The organism is Paraburkholderia sp. GAS334, assembly GCF_050436625.1.
Classification (GTDB): Bacteria; Pseudomonadota; Gammaproteobacteria; order Burkholderiales; family Burkholderiaceae; genus Paraburkholderia.
Genome location: NZ_JBNDMO010000037.1, coordinates 1 through 19,694, shown reverse-complemented (window position 1 = coordinate 19,694; position 19,694 = coordinate 1). Strand labels below are relative to the sequence as shown.

Annotated in this window: 13 protein-coding genes and 4 tRNA genes; all 17 read right to left on the bottom strand. The window is 59.3% G+C overall.

Annotation, left to right across the window (positions count from 1 at the left end):
* Nucleotides 1–38: 38 nt before the first annotated feature.
* Nucleotides 39–2,141: an elongation factor G gene (gene fusA, locus P3T21_RS33915; protein ID WP_429260288.1), complete on the bottom strand. Its 2,103-nt coding sequence runs from the start codon at nucleotides 2,139–2,141 to the stop codon at nucleotides 39–41.
* A gap of 133 nt (nucleotides 2,142–2,274) precedes the next feature.
* On the bottom strand, nucleotides 2,275–2,745 hold the full coding sequence (gene rpsG, locus P3T21_RS33910; RefSeq protein WP_006053291.1) for a 30S ribosomal protein S7: 471 nt from the start codon (nucleotides 2,743–2,745) through the stop codon (nucleotides 2,275–2,277).
* 180 nt (nucleotides 2,746–2,925) lie between these two features.
* Entirely contained in the window at nucleotides 2,926–3,306 is a 381-nt protein-coding gene (gene rpsL, locus P3T21_RS33905) for a 30S ribosomal protein S12 (protein WP_035935550.1), read from the bottom strand.
* Between the two features lie 208 nt (nucleotides 3,307–3,514).
* Nucleotides 3,515–5,362 carry a DNA helicase RecQ gene (gene recQ, locus P3T21_RS33900; protein WP_429260287.1) on the bottom strand — a complete coding sequence of 616 codons (1,848 nt, stop codon included), beginning with the start codon at nucleotides 5,360–5,362 and terminating at the stop codon, nucleotides 3,515–3,517.
* Nucleotides 5,363–5,588: 226 nt separating this feature from the next.
* Nucleotides 5,589–9,827: a DNA-directed RNA polymerase subunit beta' gene (gene rpoC / locus P3T21_RS33895; RefSeq protein ID WP_429260286.1), complete on the bottom strand. Its 4,239-nt coding sequence runs from the start codon at nucleotides 9,825–9,827 to the stop codon at nucleotides 5,589–5,591.
* 21 nt (nucleotides 9,828–9,848) lie between these two features.
* Nucleotides 9,849–13,955, bottom strand: a complete 4,107-nt coding sequence (rpoB, locus tag P3T21_RS33890) for a DNA-directed RNA polymerase subunit beta (RefSeq protein WP_429260285.1) — start codon at nucleotides 13,953–13,955, stop codon at nucleotides 9,849–9,851.
* A 372-nt stretch (nucleotides 13,956–14,327) separates the two neighbouring features.
* A complete protein-coding gene (gene rplL, locus P3T21_RS33885) occupies nucleotides 14,328–14,705 on the bottom strand; it encodes a 50S ribosomal protein L7/L12 (RefSeq protein ID WP_429260284.1) in 378 nt (125 codons plus the stop codon).
* A gap of 63 nt (nucleotides 14,706–14,768) precedes the next feature.
* Nucleotides 14,769–15,266, bottom strand: coding sequence for a 50S ribosomal protein L10 (gene rplJ, locus P3T21_RS33880; RefSeq protein ID WP_429260283.1), 498 nt, complete (start codon nucleotides 15,264–15,266; stop codon nucleotides 14,769–14,771).
* 303 nt (nucleotides 15,267–15,569) lie between these two features.
* A complete protein-coding gene (rplA, locus tag P3T21_RS33875; RefSeq protein ID WP_429260282.1) occupies nucleotides 15,570–16,268 on the bottom strand; it encodes a 50S ribosomal protein L1 in 699 nt (232 codons plus the stop codon).
* Nucleotides 16,269–16,700, bottom strand: coding sequence for a 50S ribosomal protein L11 (rplK, locus tag P3T21_RS33870; RefSeq protein ID WP_025496715.1), 432 nt, complete (start codon nucleotides 16,698–16,700; stop codon nucleotides 16,269–16,271).
* Nucleotides 16,701–16,852: 152 nt separating this feature from the next.
* Nucleotides 16,853–17,410 (bottom strand): transcription termination/antitermination protein NusG, encoded by a 558-nt coding sequence (gene nusG / locus P3T21_RS33865; protein ID WP_027797944.1) that lies wholly within the window; start codon nucleotides 17,408–17,410, stop codon nucleotides 16,853–16,855.
* A 1-nt stretch (nucleotide 17,411) separates the two neighbouring features.
* Nucleotides 17,412–17,792: a preprotein translocase subunit SecE gene (gene secE, locus P3T21_RS33860; protein WP_429260281.1), complete on the bottom strand. Its 381-nt coding sequence runs from the start codon at nucleotides 17,790–17,792 to the stop codon at nucleotides 17,412–17,414.
* Nucleotides 17,793–17,828: 36 nt separating this feature from the next.
* Nucleotides 17,829–17,904: transfer RNA gene (locus P3T21_RS33855), tRNA-Trp, on the bottom strand.
* Nucleotides 17,905–17,969: 65 nt separating this feature from the next.
* Complete coding sequence (gene tuf, locus P3T21_RS33850; protein ID WP_063497539.1) at nucleotides 17,970–19,160, bottom strand: elongation factor Tu; 1,191 nt, start codon at nucleotides 19,158–19,160, stop codon at nucleotides 17,970–17,972.
* A gap of 63 nt (nucleotides 19,161–19,223) precedes the next feature.
* Nucleotides 19,224–19,298 (bottom strand) — tRNA-Thr (locus P3T21_RS33845).
* A 12-nt stretch (nucleotides 19,299–19,310) separates the two neighbouring features.
* A tRNA-Gly gene (locus P3T21_RS33840) sits at nucleotides 19,311–19,384 on the bottom strand.
* Between the two features lie 38 nt (nucleotides 19,385–19,422).
* Nucleotides 19,423–19,508 (bottom strand) — tRNA-Tyr (locus tag P3T21_RS33835).
* Between the last annotated feature and the right edge of the window lie 186 nt (nucleotides 19,509–19,694).

Sequence of the window (19,694 nt, the reverse complement as noted above, 5' to 3'; positions counted from 1 at the left end):
CTTTCAAAAAGTTAATCGTTGAATGACTTGCCGCGCGATTACTTCGACTTCGCGTTGATGATCGCTTCCGACACGTTGCGCGGTGCTTCGGAGTAGTGCTTGAACTCCATCGTATACGTCGCACGACCCTGGGTCAGCGAACGCAGCGACGTCGAGTAGCCGAACATTTCCGACAGCGGCACTTCCGCGCGAACGATCTTGCCGCCGCCGATCATGTCTTCCATGCCCTGAACGATACCGCGACGGCCCGACAGGTCGCCCATCACGTTGCCCATGTAGTCTTCCGGCGTTTCGACTTCCACAGCCATCATCGGTTCGAGGATGACCGGGTTTGCCTTACGCATCGCTTCCTTGAACGCCATCGAACCGGCCATGCGGAACGCGTTTTCGTTCGAGTCAACGTCGTGGTACGAACCGAACGTCAGGTGAACCTTCACGTCAACGACCGGGAAGCCTGCCAGCACGCCAGCCTTCAGCGTTTCCTGGATACCCTTGTCGACTGCCGGGATGTATTCACGCGGAATCACACCGCCCTTGATCTCGTCGAGGAACTCGTAGCCCTTGCCTTGCTCGTTCGGTTCGAGCGTGATGACCGCGTGACCGTACTGGCCGCGACCACCCGACTGCTTGACGAACTTGCCGTCGACGTCTTCTGCCTTGCCGCGAATCGTTTCGCGATATGCCACCTGCGGCTTGCCGACCGTAGCTTCGACGCCGAATTCACGCTTCATCCGGTCAACCAGAATTTCGAGGTGGAGCTCGCCCATACCCGAAATAATCGTTTGACCCGATTCTTCGTCCGTCTGCACGCGGAACGACGGATCTTCCTGAGCCAGACGGTTCAGCGCCAGACCCATCTTTTCCTGGTCAGGCTTCGTCTTCGGCTCAACAGCCTGCGAAATCACCGGCTCCGGGAAAATCATGCGTTCGAGCACGATCGGATGTTGCGGATCGCACAGCGTATCGCCCGTAGTCGCGTCTTTCAGGCCAACTGCAGCAGCGATGTCGCCGGCGTGCACTTCCTTGATTTCTTCGCGCTGATTTGCGTGCATCAGCAGAATACGACCCAGACGCTCCTTCTTGTCCTTGGTCGCGTTCAGCAGCGTATCGCCCGACTTCGTTGTACCCGAGTACACACGGAAGAAGATCAGCTGGCCGACAAACGGGTCGGTCATGATCTTGAATGCGAGCGACGAGAACTTCTCGTCGTCAGCTGCGCGGCGCTCAGCTTTTTCACCGTTTTCGAGTTCACCCGTAACCGGCGGAATGTCGATCGGCGACGGCAGGAAGTCGAGCACGGCGTCCAGCATCCGTTGCACGCCCTTGTTCTTGAACGCGGTACCGCACAGCATCGGCTGGATTTCGCACGCGATCGTACGGTCGCGCAGACCCTTGACGATTTCCTCTTCCGTCAGTTCGCCCGACTCGAGGTACTTGTTCATCATTTCTTCGTTCGACTCGGCCGCAGCTTCGACCATCTTCTCGCGCCATTCGTTGCACGTGTCGATGAGCTCAGCCGGGATTTCTTCGTACGAGAACTTCGTGCCTTGCGACGCTTCGTCCCAAATGATCGCTTTCATCTTCAGCAGATCGACGACGCCCGTGAACGTTTCTTCAGCGCCGATAGGCACCACAACCGGAACCGGGTTCGCCTTCAGACGCAGCTTGAGCTGGTCGTAGACCTTGAAGAAGTTCGCGCCGGTACGATCCATCTTGTTGATGAACGCGAGGCGGGGAACCTTGTACTTGTTTGCCTGACGCCACACCGTTTCCGACTGCGGCTGCACGCCGCCCACAGCGCAGTAAACCATGCATGCGCCGTCGAGCACGCGCATCGAGCGTTCAACTTCGATCGTGAAGTCAACGTGGCCCGGGGTGTCAATGATGTTGATACGGTGCTCGGCGCGATCGCCAGCCATACCCTTCCAGAAAGCGGTCGTAGCAGCCGACGTAATCGTGATGCCGCGTTCCTGCTCCTGCTCCATCCAGTCCATGGTTGCTGCGCCGTCGTGCACTTCACCAATCTTGTGGTTCACGCCGGTGTAGAACAGGATGCGCTCGGTCGTCGTCGTTTTGCCGGCGTCGATGTGAGCGCTAATACCGATGTTGCGGTAGCGCTCGATAGGTGTCTTGCGAGCCACTTTGATCCTCTATTGGGATAACGCGATGCGAGAAAATACCCATCACGCTGTAACACAAACGGGCGAGGCGCCTTGTAAGCGCACCCGCCCGGAATTTCTTTCCGCTTTTCCTGCTAGCCCGGGGTAGGGATGCTTAGAAACGGAAATGCGAGAACGCCTTGTTGGCTTCTGCCATCCGGTGAACTTCGTCGCGCTTCTTCATCGCGCCGCCACGGCCTTCAGCCGCTTCGGAGAGTTCACCTGCCAGACGCAGGGCCATCGACTTCTCGCTACGCTTTTTCGCAGCCTCACGCAGCCAACGCATCGCCAATGCCATACGACGCGACGGACGCACTTCGACCGGAACCTGATAGTTCGCACCACCAACGCGACGGCTCTTCACTTCGACCACCGGCTTCACGTTGTTGAGCGCTACCGTGAACACTTCCAGCGGGTCCTTGCCACCCTTGGTCTGGATCTGTTCAAAAGCGCCGTACACGATGCGCTCAGCAACCGACTTCTTGCCGGACAGCATCAGCACGTTCATGAACTTGGCTACATCTACATTACCGAACTTCGGATCCGGCAACACTTCCCGCTTGGGGACTTCGCGACGACGCGGCATGTTTCTTCCTTTACTTTTTCAGTTGGAGCTCTGCTGAGCCCCGCGGCCACCAACTAACCCGATTCATCTCTAACGACTTACCAGCCTGGTCGGGTGACCACTTACTCGACAGCACCGGCGAATCCGGCACCACCGCTATTACCGCCCTTTCAGGCGACCTGAAACCACTTGACCGGCTAATTACTTGCCAGCTTTTGCACGCTTCGCGCCGTACTTCGAGCGAGCCTGCTTACGATCCTTGACGCCCTGGGTATCCAGCGAGCCGCGAACCATGTGGTAACGCACACCCGGCAAGTCCTTGACACGACCGCCGCGAATCAGCACGACCGAGTGTTCCTGCAGGTTGTGGCCTTCACCACCGATGTACGAAATGACTTCGAAGCCGTTCGTCAGGCGCACCTTGGCGACCTTACGAAGTGCCGAGTTCGGCTTCTTCGGCGTCGTGGTGTACACACGGGTGCACACGCCGCGACGCTGGGGGCAGTCCTGCAAGGCCGGGCTCTTGCTCTTCACAGTTTCCGAAGCGCGGCCTTTGCGAACCAGTTGATTGATGGTTGGCATTGTTTATTCCTGAAATTGAACAAAATCGACGCATTCATTCCCGGGCAAAGCAGAAACGTTTGCGAATCGAACTCCGATCCCTTCACGCATGACGCGAACTAACTTTCGCGCACAGGCATTCCAAGAACCGGAACCTAGCATAATATTCCGAAAATGCTAAGGGAGTCAACAGCTTGCGGGGTTCGCCACCGGTTTGCGGACGAAGCCATCAGTCCGCTGCGACCACCTCGAGCAGTTCGTCGCCGAACCTGTCGAGTTTGCGGACGCCCATTCCCGGGATATGTCGCAGATCCTCGATCGTGTCCGGGCTACTCCGGGCAATTTCCGCCAGTGTGGCGTCGTGGAAGATGACGTAGGCCGGCACGCCATCGCTCTTTGCCGTCTCGGTGCGCCAGGCGCGCAGACGCTCCCAGCGCGCGCGCTCGCGCGGACCCATGCGCAGCGTCGGATCGGCGCGCTCGCTCGTTCGCCCCGACGACTGACGCGTGCGCGTCGGTTTCACGTAACGACGCAGCGTGACCTGCTGCTCCCCCTTCAGCACGGCTTTGCTCGCCTCAGTCAGTACGAGAGAGCCATAGCCTTGATGGTCCACGGTCAGAAAGCCAAACGCGACGAGTTGACGGAAAATCGCCCGCCATTCCGGCTCCGACAGCGCCGCACCAATTCCGAAGGTGCTCAACTGCTCGTGGCCGCGCTGCAGGATTTTTTCGCTGCGATTGCCGCGAAGGATGTCGATCAGATGGCCTGCGCCGAAGTGAAACCCGCTCGCCCTCTGCGCCCGGAATACGCAAGACAGCGCCATTTGGGCCTCGCGCGTCGCGTCCCAGGACGCCGGCGGGTCGATGCAGGTGTCGCAGTTGCCGCACGGCTGACTCGACTCGCCAAAGTACGCGAGCAGGCGCACGCGTCGACAGGACGCCGTCTCGCACAGACCCAGCAGCGCGTCGAGCTTCCCTGTCTGCACGCGCTTGTGGGCCTCGTCAGCGTCGGATTCGTCGATCATCTTGCGTTGCTGCACGACGTCGCCGAGGCCATATGCCATCCACGCGTTGGCCGGCATACCGTCGCGGCCGGCGCGACCGGTTTCCTGGTAGTAGCCTTCGACGCTTTTCGGCAGATCCATGTGCGCGACAAAACGCACATCCGGCTTGTCGATGCCCATGCCGAACGCGATGGTCGCGCACATGACTACGCCCTCTTCGCGCTGGAACATCTCCTGATGTTTCTGGCGGATCTCGAACTCCATCCCGGCGTGATACGGCAATGCACGTACGCCCTGCCCCTTGAGCCACTCCGCCGTTTCTTCCACTTTTCGACGCGACAGGCAATACACGACGCCTGCGTCCGTGGTCCCGTCAGTTCTTGAATGTTCGGCTCGGATGAAATCCAGCAACTGCGCGCGCGCATTGTCCTTTTCGGCGATGCGGTAGCGGATGTTCGGCCGGTCGAAACTCGATACGAAAATGCGCGCGTCGTCGAGCGCAAGGTTGTGGACGATTTCGTCGCGCGTGATTGCATCCGCGGTAGCGGTGAGCGCGATACGCGGCACCGTCGGAAAGCGCTCGTGCAGTACGGACAGCTGGATATATTCAGGCCGGAAGTCGTGGCCCCATTGCGATACGCAGTGCGCCTCGTCGATCGCGAACAGGCCGATGCGCGAACGCTCGAGCAGCTCCAGAAAGCGGGGCGTCATCAGGCGCTCTGGAGCGACATACAGAAGGTCGATCTCCCCGTCGCGCAGGGCACGTTCGGTGGCGGACGCCTCGGCGCCGGACAGCGTGGAATTCAGGTACGCCGCGCGAACGCCGACCTCCTTCAACGCAGCAACCTGATCCTGCATCAGCGCTATCAAGGGCGACACAACGATGCCCGCGCCGAAACCCGCCTCGCGGCGAACCAGTGAAGGAATCTGGTAACACAGCGACTTGCCGCCGCCCGTCGGCATCAACACCAGTGAATCGCCGCCGGCAGCGACATGTTCGACGATCTCGCCCTGTTGCCCGCGAAACGCGGGGTAACCAAAAACTTCGTTAAGAATTTCGAGCGAACGGGACATTTAATAGGGCAGAGACAAAGGGCAGAGACAAGAAGGAGACAGCGCGATGCCGGGCGTACGAATTTTACCAACGCATTCGACTCTCGCCCGCGTCTTCCGCCAACGTTAGCCATTCAGCCAGGAAAATGATAAAGGGCGGCCCAAAAGAAACACAAAAAAAAGCCGCTCAGTCGAAACTGAGCGGCTTCGCTGGCTGATAAGCCGGGCGGCTTGCGCCGCCCTGAACTTACTCGCCCGAGTGCTGCTGTTCGGCTGCCGGGGTTTCCGGGGTACCGAATTCGAACGACTCTTCCGCTGCGATCTGGTCGAAACGCTCGCGGTCGGACAGTTCCTTGCTCTTGCGTGCCTTGTGGAACGCGAGACCCGTACCGGCCGGAATCAGACGGCCGACGATCACGTTTTCCTTCAGGCCACGCAGATCGTCGCGCTTGCCCATGATCGCCGCCTCGGTCAGCACGCGAGTCGTTTCCTGGAATGACGCCGCGGAGATGAACGAATCGGTCGACAGCGACGCCTTCGTGATACCGAGCAGCACGTTTTCGTACGTTGCCGGACGCTTGTCTTCCGCAATCATCCGGTCGTTTTCGTCGAGCATGTCCGACCGCTCGACCTGTTCGCCCGGGATGAAACGCGTATCGCCGTTGTCCGAAATCTGCACGCGACGCAGCATCTGACGAACAATCACTTCAATGTGCTTGTCGTTGATCTTCACGCCCTGCAGACGGTACACGTCCTGCACTTCGTCCACGATATAACGCGACAGCGCCTCGATACCCTGCAGACGCAGGATGTCGTGCGGATCCGCCGGCCCGTCGACAATCATTTCGCCCTTGTTGACGACCTGACCATCGTGCACCAGAACCTGCTTTTCCTTCGCGATCAGGAACTCGTGCTGGTTACCCTCGAGGTCCGTGATAACGAGACGTTGCTTGCCCTTCGTGTCCTTACCAAACGATGTCGTGCCGGTGACTTCCGCCAGAATGCCGGCGTCCTTCGGCGAGCGCGCTTCGAACAGTTCGGCCACACGCGGCAGACCACCGGTAATGTCGCGAGTCTTTTGCGATTCAACCGGGATCCGTGCGAGCACTTCACCGACCTGCACCTGCTGACCGTCCTTCACCGTAATCAGCGCGCCGACCTGGAAGCCGATCTGCACCGAATGCTCGGTGTTCGGGATCTTCACTTCCTCGCCGCTTGCGTCGAGCAGTTTCACCTGCGGACGCACGCTCTTGGAAGCCTGCGAACCGCGACGCTTCACGTCGATTACGACCAGGGTCGACAGACCGGTCACATCGTCGATCTGCTTCGCGACCGTCACGCCTTCCTCGACGTTTTCGAACTTCACCGTACCGCCCCACTCGGTGATGATCGGACGCGTCAGCGGATCCCACGTGGCCAGCTGCGTGCCTGCCTTGATCTGCGCGCCGTCGAGCTGCAACAGCGTCGCGCCGTACGGCACCTTGTGACGTTCACGCTCACGACCGTGGTCGTCAGTGATCATCGCTTCGCCCGAACGCGAGATGACGATCTGCTCGCCCTTCGCGTTGGTGACGTAACGCATCGTCGCCGTGAAACGCACCGTACCGTTCGACTTGGCTTCAACCGACGAAGCCACTGCCGCACGCGACGCCGCACCACCGATGTGGAACGTACGCATCGTCAGCTGCGTGCCCGGTTCACCGATCGACTGGGCAGCGATCACACCGACCGCCTCACCGACGTTGACCGACGAGCCGCGACCCAGGTCGCGGCCGTAGCAGGCTGCGCACAGGCCGTAACGCGTTTCGCAGGTCAGCGGCGTGCGCACGCGCACTTCATCTATGCCGAGGCGTTCGATTTCTTCCACTGAATCTTCGTCGAGCAGCGTGCCCGATTCGTACAGCGTTTCCTGCGTTTCCGGATTGACGACGTCCGCCACCGCAACGCGACCCAGAATACGGTCACGCAGCGCTTCGACGACTTCACCGCCTTCAACCAGCGCCTTCATTGCCACGCCGTTCGACGTACCGCAATCGTCTTCGACCACGACGAGATCCTGCGTCACGTCGACGAGACGACGCGTCAGGTAACCCGAGTTCGCCGTCTTCAGTGCCGTATCAGCCAGACCCTTACGTGCACCGTGGGTCGAGATGAAGTACTGCAACACGTTCAGGCCTTCGCGGAAGTTCGCCGTAATCGGCGTCTCGATGATCGAGCCGTCCGGCTTCGCCATCAGGCCACGCATACCGGCCAGCTGACGAATCTGCACCGCGGAACCGCGAGCGCCCGAGTCGGCCATCATGTAGATCGAGTTGAACGATTCCTGGCGCGTCTGGTTACCGTCGCGATCCGTCACCGGTTCCGTCGACAGCTGTTCCATCATCGCCTTGCCGACCGCTTCCGACGTTGCCGACCAGATGTCGACCACGTTGTTGTAGCGTTCCTGCGCGGTGACGAGACCCGACATGTACTGACGGTCGTATTCCTTCACCTTCTTCGCTGCGTCGCCGACGATGGTTTCCTTCTGCGGCGGCACGAGCATGTCGTCGACGCAGATCGAGATACCAGCGCGCGTTGCCAGGCGGAAACCCGACTGCATCAACTGGTCGGCGAAAATCACCGTTTCGCGCAGACCGCACTTGCGGAACGCGGTGTTGATGAGGCGCGAGATTTCCTTCTTCTTCAGCGGCTTGTTCAGCACCGAGAACGGCAGGCCCGGCGGAAGGATTTCCGACAGGATCGAACGGCCGACGGTCGTCGCATACAGCGTGACCTTCGGCACGAACTTCGGCGCGCCTTCCGACGTGTCTTCGTTGTGGACCATTTCCGTGATCCGCACGTTGACGCGCGAGGCCAGCTCGACTTCCTTGTTCTCGTACGCACGCAGCGCTTCCGACACGCCGGTGAACGTCAGGCCTTCGCCCTTGGCATTCACCGCTTCACGCGTCGCGTAGTACAGGCCGAGCACGATATCCTGCGACGGCACGATCGACGGATCGCCGTTGGCCGGGAACAGGACGTTGTTCGACGCCAGCATCAGCGTGCGCGCTTCCATCTGCGCTTCGAGCGACAGCGGAACGTGAACAGCCATCTGGTCACCGTCGAAGTCGGCGTTGAACGCCGCGCAGACGAGCGGGTGCAGCTGGATTGCCTTACCTTCGATCAGCACCGGCTCGAAAGCCTGAATGCCAAGACGGTGAAGCGTCGGCGCACGGTTCAGCATGACCGGATGTTCGCGGATCACCTCTTCGAGGATGTCCCACACCACCGGCGTCTGGTTCTCGACTTCCTTCTTCGCAGCCTTGATGGTCGTCGCGACACCCATCACTTCCAGCTTGTTGAAGATGAACGGCTTGAACAGTTCGAGCGCCATCAGCTTCGGCAGACCGCACTGATGCAGCTTGAGCGTCGGACCGACCACGATGACCGAACGGCCCGAATAGTCGACGCGCTTACCCAGCAGGTTCTGACGGAAACGACCGCCCTTACCCTTGATCATGTCGGCGAGCGACTTCAGCGGACGCTTGTTAGCGCCCGTCATCGCCTTGCCGCGACGACCGTTGTCGAGCAGCGAATCGACGGCTTCCTGCAGCATCCGCTTTTCGTTGCGGACGATGATTTCGGGCGCCTTCAGTTCGAGCAGACGCTTCAACCGGTTGTTACGGTTGATCACGCGGCGATACAGATCGTTCAGGTCCGACGTCGCGAAACGGCCGCCGTCGAGCGGCACGAGCGGACGCAGTTCCGGCGGCAGCACCGGCAGCACTTCGAGCACCATCCAGTCAGGCTTGATGCCCGAACGCTGGAAAGCCTCGAGCACCTTCAGGCGCTTCGCGTACTTCTTGATCTTCGCTTCCGAACCCGTGTTCTTGAGTTCGGTACGGAGCATCTCGACCTGTTCGTCGATGTTGATCGCACGCAGCAGTTCGCGCACGCCTTCCGCGCCCATCTCGGCACGGAATTCGTCACCGTATTCTTCGACCTTGTTGTAGTAATCCTCTTCGGTCATGATCTGCCGCGCTTTCAGCGGCGTCATGCCCGGATCGATCACCACGTATGCTTCGAAGTACAGCACGCGTTCGATATCGCGCAGCGTCATGTCGAGCACCATGCCCAGACGCGACGGCAGCGACTTCAGGAACCAGATGTGCGCAACCGGCGAGGCCAGTTCGATGTGGCCCATCCGTTCGCGACGCACCTTCGCCAGCGTGACTTCAACGCCGCACTTCTCGCAGATCACGCCGCGGTGCTTCAGGCGCTTGTACTTGCCGCACAGGCATTCGTAGTCCTTGATCGGCCCGAAAATCTTCGCGCAGAACAGACCATCGCGTTCCGGCTTGAACGTCCGGTAGTTGATGGTTTCCGGCTTCTTCACTTCACCGAACGACCACGAACGGATCTTGTCTGGCGAGGCCAGACCGATCTTGATCGCGTCAAAAACTTCTTCTTGTTGGACTTGCTTGAATAGATCGAGCAGAGCTTTCATTGCCTTCTCTCCGTAGTCCGATTAGTTGCGGTCGAGGTCGATGTCGATACCGAGCGAGCGGATTTCCTTCACCAGCACGTTGAAGGATTCCGGCATGCCAGCATCGATTACGTGATCGCCCTTGACCAGGTTCTCGTAAACCTTGGTCCGGCCTGTCACGTCATCCGACTTCACCGTCAGCATTTCCTGCAGCACGTACGATGCGCCGTACGCTTCGAGCGCCCACACTTCCATTTCACCGAAACGCTGGCCACCGAACTGCGCCTTACCACCCAGCGGCTGCTGCGTGACGAGCGAGTACGGGCCCGTCGAACGTGCGTGCATCTTGTCGTCGACCAAATGGTGCAGTTTCAGGTAATGCATGTAGCCAACCGTCACCGTACGTTCGAACATTTCGCCCGTGCGGCCGTCGTACAGACGCACCTGATTCTTCGACGGCGTCATGCCGAGGTTCTTCGCGATGTCGTCCGGGAACGCCAGATCCAGCGCGCGCGACATTTCTTCTTCCGTCGCACCGTCGAACACCGGCGTGGCGAACGGCACGCCTTCGCGCAGGTTCTTCGCCAGTTCGACGATTTCGTCGTCCGTGAAGCTGTCCAGCTCTTCGGCGCGGCCCGACTCGTTGTAGATCTTGGTCAGGAATTCGCGCAGTTCAGCGATCTTCGCCTGACGCTGCAGCATTTCGCCGATACGCCAACCAAGACCCTTCGCGGCCCAACCCAGATGCACTTCGAGAACCTGACCCACGTTCATCCGCGACGGCACGCCGAGCGGATTCAGCACGACGTCAGCCGGACGGCCATCGGCCATGTACGGCATGTCTTCGATCGGGACGATCTTCGACACCACACCCTTGTTACCGTGACGGCCGGCCATCTTGTCGCCAGGCTGCAGACGACGCTTCACAGCCAGATACACCTTGACCATCTTCAGCACGCCCGGCGGCAGTTCGTCGCCTTGCGTGAGCTTCTTGCGCTTTTCTTCGAACGCGAGATCGAACTGGTGACGCTTCTGTTCGATCGAGTCCTTGATCGCTTCGAGCTGTGCCGCTGCTTCTTCATCTGCGAGGCGGATGTCGAACCAGTGGTAGTGGTCGAGGTCTTCCAGGTAGGCCTGTTCGATCTTCGTACCCTTCGCGAGCTTCTTCGGACCGCCGTTCGCGACCTTGCCGGTCAGCATACGGGCGAGACGCTGGAACGCGTCGCCTTCCACGATACGCAGCTGGTCGTTCAGGTCGAGGCGATAGCGCTTCAGTTCATCGTCGATGATCTGTTGCGCACGCTTGTCGCGCTGGATGCCTTCACGCGTGAACACTTGAACGTCGATCACCGTGCCGCTCATGCCCGACGGCACGCGCAGCGACGTGTCCTTCACGTCCGAAGCCTTTTCACCGAAGATCGCGCGCAGCAGCTTTTCTTCCGGCGTCAGCTGGGTTTCGCCCTTCGGCGTGACCTTGCCGACCAGCACGTCGCCGGCTTCGACTTCCGCGCCGATGTACACGATGCCCGACTCATCGAGACGGCCGAGTTGCACTTCGGCCAGGTTCGAGATGTCGCGCGTGATTTCTTCCGGTCCGAGCTTCGTATCGCGAGCAACGACGTTCAGTTCTTCGATGTGGATCGACGTGTAGCGATCGTCCGCAACGACTTTCTCCGAGATCAAAATCGAGTCTTCGAAGTTGTAGCCGTTCCACGGCATGAACGCGACCAGCATGTTCTGGCCAAGCGCCAGTTCGCCGAGGTCGGTCGATGCGCCGTCAGCCAGCACGTCACCACGCGACACGATATCGCCGACCTTCACGATCGGGCGCTGGTTGATGTTCGTGTTCTGGTTCGAACGCGTGTACTTGATCAGGTTGTAGATGTCCACGCCGACGTCGCCAGCAACGGCTTCATCGTCGTTCACGCGGATCACCATACGGCCTGCGTCGACGTAGTCCACCACGCCACCGCGGAATGCCTGAACCGTCGTACCCGAGTCGACTGCCACCGTGCGTTCGATACCCGTACCGACCACGGCCTTTTCAGGACGCAGACACGGCACAGCCTGACGTTGCATGTTCGAACCCATCAATGCGCGGTTCGCGTCATCGTGCTCGAGGAACGGAATCAGCGATGCGGCCACCGAGACGATCTGCGACGGCGCCACGTCCATGTACTGGATGCGGTCCGGCGTGACCATCAGTGTTTCGCCGGCTTCACGCGACGAAACCAGTTCGTCGGTCAGCGTGCCGTCTTCAGCCACAGCCGCGTTCGCCTGAGCGATCACGTAACGACCTTCTTCGATCGCCGACAGATAGTCGATCTGATCCGTCACCTTGCTGTCCACGACCTTGCGATACGGCGTTTCGAGGAAGCCGTATTCGTTCAGGTGCGCGTACAGTGCGAGCGAGTTGATCAGGCCGATGTTCGGACCTTCCGGCGTTTCGATCGGGCACACGCGACCATAGTGGGTCGGGTGCACGTCGCGGACTTCAAAGCCAGCGCGCTCACGCGTCAGACCGCCCGGGCCAAGAGCCGAAACACGGCGCTTGTGGGTGATTTCCGACAGCGGGTTGGTCTGGTCCATGAACTGCGACAGCTGCGACGAACCGAAGAACTCGCGAATCGCCGACGAAATCGGCTTCGAGTTGATCAGGTCGTGCGGCATCAGGTTTTCGCTTTCGGCCTGGCCGAGGCGTTCCTTCACAGCACGTTCGACACGCACGAGACCGGCGCGGAACTGGTTCTCCGCCAGTTCGCCGACGCAACGCACGCGACGGTTACCCAAGTGGTCGATGTCGTCGACTTCGCCCTTGCCGTTACGCAGCTCGACGAGAATCTTGATCGTCGCGAGGATGTCGTCGTCCTGCAGCGTCATCGGTCCGATGATTTCATCGCGCCCCACGCGGCGATTGAACTTCATACGGCCGACCTTCGACAGGTCGTACGCGTCTTCGCTATAGAACAGACGGTTGAACAGTGCCTCGACCGCTTCTTCGGTCGGCGGTTCGCCCGGGCGCATCATGCGGTAGATCGCGATGCGTGCGGCCATGCGGTCGGCTGTTTCGTCGATGCGCAGCGTCGACGAAATGTACGGACCTTGATCCAGATCGTTCGTGTAGAGCGTCTGGATGTCCTTCACCTTCGATTCGCGCAGCTTTTCGAGCACGGTTTCGGTGATTTCGTCGTTCGCGTTAGCGATAACTTCACCGGTTTCGCCATCGACAACATTTTTCGCCAGCGTGCGGCCGAGCAGATAGTCTTCGGGAACCGAAATGAACTTCGTCTTCGCGTTTTCGAGGTCGCGAATGTGCTTGGCGTTAATCCGCTTGTCCTTCTGGACAATCACGTTGCCGTCACGATCCGAAATGTCGAAGCGTGCGACTTCACCGCGCAGACGCTCCGGCACGAATTCCATCTGCGCGCCTTCCGGCATCAGCGTGAAATTGTCGAACACGAAGAAGTTCGCGAGGATCTGTTCCGGCGTCAGGCCGATGGCCTTCAGCAGGATCGTGACTGGCATCTTGCGGCGACGGTCGACGCGGAAGTACAGCACGTCCTTCGGGTCGAACTCGAAATCGAGCCACGAGCCACGGTAAGGAATGATACGTGCCGAGAACAGCAGCTTGCCCGAGCTATGCGTCTTGCCCTTGTCGTGTTCGAAGAACACGCCCGGCGAACGGTGCAGCTGCGAAACGATCACGCGCTCCGTGCCGTTGATGACGAACGAACCCGTCGGCGTCATGAGCGGAATTTCGCCCATGTACACTTCCTGTTCCTTCACTTCCTTGACGACCGGCTTGCTCGGCGACTCCTTGTCGAGCAGCACCAGACGCACTTTCGCGCGCAGGGCCGAGCAGTACGTCAAACCGCGCTGCTGACATTCCTTGATGTTGAATGCCGGCGGCGACAGCATGTAGCTGACGAACTCCAGACGAGCGAAACCGTTATGGGAAACAATGGGGAAAACCGACGTGAACGCAGCTTGCAGACCTTCCGGTTTGCGTTGCGTCGACGACGTGTCAGCTTGCAGAAACGTGCTGAATGATTCAAGCTGGGTAGCCAGCAGGAAAGGAACCTGGTGAACGATGGGGCGCTTCGCAAAACTCTTGCGAATACGCTTCTTCTCGGTGAAGGAATATTGCATACGATCTCCGAATCACGGCGGGCATTGTTGTCGAGGCAGGATACCTTGATGAGACAACCCGAGTGTTCACCGACTGAGACCCGATGGCCGTCCGATGATGGCTTGAACGAGCCTGAAAGCTTGGTGGTTGGCCGCTACCAACCGCTGGCTGACGGCAGCGGATGCCTGTGTTGCCCGCTACCCGACCAAACTTGCCTTCTGCAGTCGCTTCAGAAGACAAAGAAAAACGCCGGTCAACGTTACCGAAAGGCGATTTTCTTTGGCTTCTGGGGCCGCGTTCTTACCGGAAACCTCCGGCTCAAACTTTGTCCCCACAAAGCACAAAAAGGCCGGCGGTGGAAAACCGCCAGCCTTCGCACAGCGCGCTGAAACTTACTTGATTTCAGCCTTCGCGCCGGCTTCTTCCAGCTTCTTCTTGGCTTCTTCAGCTGCAGCCTTCGGTACCGCTTCCTTCACAGGCTTCGGTGCACCGTCGACCAGGTCCTTCGCTTCCTTCAGGCCGAGACCCGTCAGTTCGCGAACAGCCTTAATGACCGAAACCTTGTTCGCGCCGACTTCCGTCAGGTTGACCGTGAATTCGGTTTGCTCTTCAGCTGCAGCAGCGCCAGCGCCGCCGCCTGCCGGGCCTGCCACTGCAACAGCAGCTGCCGACACGCCAAACTTTTCTTCGAACGCCTTGACCAGTTCGTTCAGTTCCAGAACCGACATCGAGCTTACGGCTTCGAGGATGTCATCTTTTGCGATTGCCATTTGAAATACTCCTAAATTGAATTCGGATACAGCCAGCGATCAGTTACGCCCAACTGAAATGCGTTAAGCCGCTTCGCCTTGTTTCTTTTCTGCCAGCGCGGCCAGAGCGCGCGCGAAGCCAGAAACAGGTGCTTGCATAACGTACAGCAGCTTGGAGAGCAGTTCTTCGCGGCTCGGGATGTTGGCGAGCGCTTGCACGCCAGCCTTGTCCATTACGTTGCCGTCAAAAGAACCAGCCTTGATGATCAACTTGTCATTGCTCTTCGCGAAGTCATTGACGACCTTCGCAGCAGCAATCGCATCTTCCGAGATGCCGTAGATCAGCGGGCCAGTCATCTGCTCTGCCAGCGGAGCGAACGGGGTACCTTCGACAGCGCGACGCGCCAGCGTGTTTTTCAACACGCGCAGGTACACCTGTTGCTCGCGCGCTTTCGCGCGCAGCTTGGTCAGATCGCCAACCGCAATCCCACGATACTCAGCCAGAACGACGGTCTGGGCTTTCGCGACTTGCGCGGAAACCTCAGCGACGACGGCCTGCTTACTTTCTTTGTTGAGTGGCACGGTTAGCCTCCAGATTCGATACACGTGGCGGTTGCCTTGTGTACCGCGTTCAACAACGGCGTCCGACGTGTCAGGAGTATTTCAGCCAGTTGGGTGTCCGCACCACAGCGGACGACAACCGGCGTCACCACTACAAAACTATTTCGGGTTCGCCATCTGCGTTGGCTTTACATTAAGGGAACGCCTGCCTGCTGCGATCCCGCCAACGGTCTTTGATAACCGGCCGTTCGATGCGCACTGCCATCTCACGACCGCCCAAAGCCCATAAAACCGCTGCAGCTTGCGCCGCAGCGGAAGAATTCTTTACTGCGCTGCGAGCGATGCCTGATCGACGCGGACACCCACGCCCATCGTGCTCGACAGCGCGACCTTACGCAGGTAAACGCCCTTGCTCGTGGCCGGCTTGGCCTTTTGCAGTGCCTCGACAAGCGCGTTCAGGTTGCTGCGCAGAGCCGTCGGCTCGAACGAAGCACGGCCGATCGTCGCGTGGATGATACCGGCCTTGTCGACGCGGAACTGGACTTGACCAGCCTTCGCGTTCTTCACGGCGGTTGCCACGTCCGGCGTCACCGTGCCGACCTTCGGGTTCGGCATGAGGCCACGCGGGCCGAGGATCTGACCGAGCGTACCGACAACGCGCATCGTGTCCGGCGAAGCGATCACGATGTCGAAGTTCAGGTTACCGGCCTTGACCTGCTCAGCCAGGTCTTCCATACCAACGATTTCTGCGCCGGCCGCACGAGCTTGCTCAGCCTTTTCGCCCTGCGCGAATACAGCGACGCGAACCGACTTACCGGTGCCTGCCGGCAGAACCACCGAGCCGCGAACGACCTGGTCCGACTTCTTCGCATCGATACCGAGTTGCACAGCGACGTCGATCGACTCATCGAACTTGGCGCTTGCGCATTCCTTAACGAGCGACAGGGCTTCGTCGATTGCGTACAGCTTCTGACGATCAACCTTGGCTGCAAATGCTTGCAGACGCTTCGAAAGCTTGGCCATTTACACGCCCTCCACGGTGATGCCCATCGAGCGGGCGCTACCAGCGATCGTGCGGACCGCTGCGTCAAGATCAGCTGCCGTAAGATCCGGCATCTTGGTCTTGGCGATGTCTTCAGCTTGAGCACGCGTGATCTTGCCGACCTTGTCGGTGTGCGGCTTGGCCGAACCCTTGTCGATCTTCGCTGCCTTCTTGATCAGAACCGTAGCCGGCGGCGTCTTCAGGACGAACGTGAAGCTCTTGTCCGCGAACGCAGTAATCACGACCGGAATCGGCAGACCCGGTTCCATTGCTTGAGTCTGCGCGTTAAACGCCTTGCAGAACTCCATAATGTTCAGACCACGCTGACCCAGTGCCGGACCGACCGGCGGCGACGGGTTGGCTTTACCTGCAGGAATCTGCAGCTTGATAAAGCCGATGATTTTCTTTGCCATTTTGAAAACCTCGTTGGAACGCGTGAGCGTTCATGTGAGTAGTAGCGCGCTTTCGCCGAAAATCAGGTTACTTGCGCTCCTCAACGGCCATTACGCGGACCGTAAGCGCGAAATACGGACCGCGCCAAATGGCTCGGTCCGCGGAATCTGGATTACAGCTTTTCGACTTGACCGAACTCAAGCTCAACCGGCGTTGCCCGCCCGAAGATCGTGACGGAAACACGGACGCGCGACTTTTCGTAATTCACTTCTTCGACGCTGCCGTTGAAATCTGTGAACGGGCCATCCTTTACACGAACCATCTCGCCGACTTCAAACAGGGTCTTCGGGCGCGGCTTCTCCACACCCTCCTGCATCTGCGACATGATTTTCTCGACTTCCCGCGGGGAAATCGGGCTCGGACGGTTACGTGCGCCACCCACGAAACCGGTCACCTTCGCGGTATTTTTCACCAGATGCCACGTTTCATCGGTCATTTCCATCTCGACGAGCACGTAGCCCGGAAAGAAACGACGCTCGGTCACAGACTTGTGGCCGCCCTTAACTTCAACAACTTCTTCGGTCGGGACCAGGATCTGACCGAATTTGTCCTGCATGCCAGCACGATCGATGCGCTCCTGAAGCGCACGTTGCACGCTCTTTTCCATTCCGGAGTAGGCGTGCACGACGTACCAACGTTTACCACTCGGGGATGCCGGCGTATCGCTCATATCATTTCCAACCCAGAATCACCGAGAAAATCGCCCATTCAATGGATTTATCACTCATCCAGAGAAACAGCGCCATGACGAGCACAAAACCGAAAACCACCAGCGTCGTTTGCGTCGCCTCTTTACGAGTCGGCCAGACGACCTTGCGGACTTCCTTGTACGAGTCCTTGGCGAAGGCGATGAAACCCTTACCGGGGGCAGAGACAAGACCGACTGCGACACCTGCGATAGCGCCAACAGCCAAGGCCGCTCCGCGGATGTACCATTCCTGGCCACTTAGCCAGAAGAACCCCACGAACCCGGCCAAGACCAGCAATACGCCGGCGACCAACATCAGCCTGTCGCCAGAAGTATTTACAGTTTCGACGGAAGGATTCGCCATAACACCTTAATGTGCGCCACACATCGCGCGAGAATTTGGCAGGGGCAGAGGGAATCGAACCCCCAACCTTCGGTTTTGGAGACCGACGCTCTGCCAGTTGAGCTATACCCCTAAACCATTTTGGGGTTGACGGCATCGCCAACCCCGAAAGCAACAGATCAACGAGAACTAGCTGGCTTACTCGAGGATCTTGGCAACGACACCGGCGCCGACGGTACGACCACCTTCACGGATGGCGAAGCGCAGACCTTCTTCCATCGCGATCGGGTTGATCAGCTTCACCGTGATCGACACGTTGTCGCCCGGCATCACCATTTCCTTGTCCTTCGGCAACTCGATCGAACCCGTCACGTCCGTCGTACGGAAGTAGAACTGCGGGCGATAGTTGTTGAAGAACGGCGTATGGCGACCGCCTTCGTCCTTGCTCAGCACGTACACTTCAGCCGTGAAGTGCGTGTGCGGGTTGATCGAACCCGGCTTGGCCAGCACCTGGCCACGCTCCACGTCTTCACGCTTCGTGCCGCGCAGCAGGATACCGACGTTGTCGCCCGCCTGACCCTGGTCAAGCAGCTTGCGGAACATTTCCACGCCCGTGCAGGTCGTCTTCACCGTCGGCTTGATACCGACAATTTCGATTTCCTCACCGACCTTGACCACGCCGCGCTCAACGCGACCCGTCACCACCGTGCCACGACCCGAGATCGAGAACACGTCTTCCACCGGCATCAGGAACGCGCCATCCACCGCACGCTCCGGCGTCGGGATGTACGTATCCAGCGCGTCGGCCAGGTTCATGATCGCCACTTCACCGAGCTCGCCCGTGTCGCCTTCCAGCGCCAGCTTGGCCGAACCCTTGATGATCGGCGTGTCGTCGCCCGGGAAGTCGTACTTCGACAGAAGCTCGCGCACTTCCATTTCCACCAGCTCGAGCAGCTCGGCGTCGTCCACCATGTCGCACTTGTTCAGGAACACGATGATGTACGGCACACCGACCTGGCGCGCCAGCAGGATGTGCTCACGCGTTTGCGGCATCGGGCCGTCGGCTGCCGAGCACACCAGGATCGCACCGTCCATCTGCGCTGCACCCGTGATCATGTTCTTCACATAGTCAGCGTGGCCCGGGCAGTCGACGTGAGCGTAGTGGCGGTTCGCCGTTTCGTATTCCACGTGCGCCGTGTTGATCGTGATACCACGTGCCTTTTCTTCCGGCGCCGCGTCGATCTGGTCATACGCCTTTGCTTCGCCGCCAAACTTCTTGGTCAGCACCGTCGTGATCGCTGCCGTCAGCGTGGTCTTGCCGTGGTCAACGTGACCGATCGTGCCGACGTTCACGTGCGGCTTGGTCCGCTCAAACTTGCCTTTGGCCATTTTCGACTCCTAAGAGGATTTTTCCGTACGTTGCGCCGCGCGCAAACAATCACTGGTTACTGCTGGTGCCCATGGGCAGGATCGAACTGCCGACCTCTCCCTTACCAAGGGAGTGCTCTACCACTGAGCCACATGGGCGCTACTTCGTGCTGGAGCGGGTGAAGGGAATCGAACCCTCGTCGTAAGCTTGGAAGGCTTCTGCTCTACCATTGAGCTACACCCGCACGGGCCCATCGATTCCCTACTGCTTCAACTTGCATTCTGGTGGAGGAGGTTGGATTCGAACCAACGTAGGCGTAAGCCAACAGATTTACAGTCTGCCCCCTTTAGCCACTCGGGCACCCCTCCGCAGAGAACTGATGATTATGGGGGAACAACATCTCAATGTCAAGCTCCGCTTGACTGTTCCAAACCCACTAGCTCTCACTTATAAGTGATTGCGGTAAACGCAGAAACCCCACCTTTGTGGGGTGGGGTTTCTGTTGCTGCTGGGGAGCCTGACGATTACCTACTTTCACACGGGCAATCCGCACT

What these genes read in the sequence shown, in the direction of transcription:
- rpsG (WP_006053291.1), bottom strand. Translation starts at nt 2,745, where the DNA reads ATGCCGCGTCGTCGCGAAGTCCCCAAGCGGGAAGTGTTGCCGGATCCG.
- rpsL (WP_035935550.1), bottom strand. Translation starts at nt 3,306, where the DNA reads ATGCCAACCATCAATCAACTGGTTCGCAAAGGCCGCGCTTCGGAAACT.
- recQ (WP_429260287.1), bottom strand. Translation starts at nt 5,362, where the DNA reads ATGTCCCGTTCGCTCGAAATTCTTAACGAAGTTTTTGGTTACCCCGCG.
- rpoC (WP_429260286.1), bottom strand. Translation starts at nt 9,827, where the DNA reads ATGAAAGCTCTGCTCGATCTATTCAAGCAAGTCCAACAAGAAGAAGTT.
- rpoB (WP_429260285.1), bottom strand. Translation starts at nt 13,955, where the DNA reads ATGCAATATTCCTTCACCGAGAAGAAGCGTATTCGCAAGAGTTTTGCG.
- rplL (WP_429260284.1), bottom strand. Translation starts at nt 14,705, where the DNA reads ATGGCAATCGCAAAAGATGACATCCTCGAAGCCGTAAGCTCGATGTCG.
- rplA (WP_429260282.1), bottom strand. Translation starts at nt 16,268, where the DNA reads ATGGCCAAGCTTTCGAAGCGTCTGCAAGCATTTGCAGCCAAGGTTGAT.
- rplK (WP_025496715.1), bottom strand. Translation starts at nt 16,700, where the DNA reads ATGGCAAAGAAAATCATCGGCTTTATCAAGCTGCAGATTCCTGCAGGT.
- nusG (WP_027797944.1), bottom strand. Translation starts at nt 17,410, where the DNA reads ATGAGCGATACGCCGGCATCCCCGAGTGGTAAACGTTGGTACGTCGTG.
- secE (WP_429260281.1), bottom strand. Translation starts at nt 17,792, where the DNA reads ATGGCGAATCCTTCCGTCGAAACTGTAAATACTTCTGGCGACAGGCTG.
- tuf (WP_063497539.1), bottom strand. Translation starts at nt 19,160, where the DNA reads ATGGCCAAAGGCAAGTTTGAGCGGACCAAGCCGCACGTGAACGTCGGC.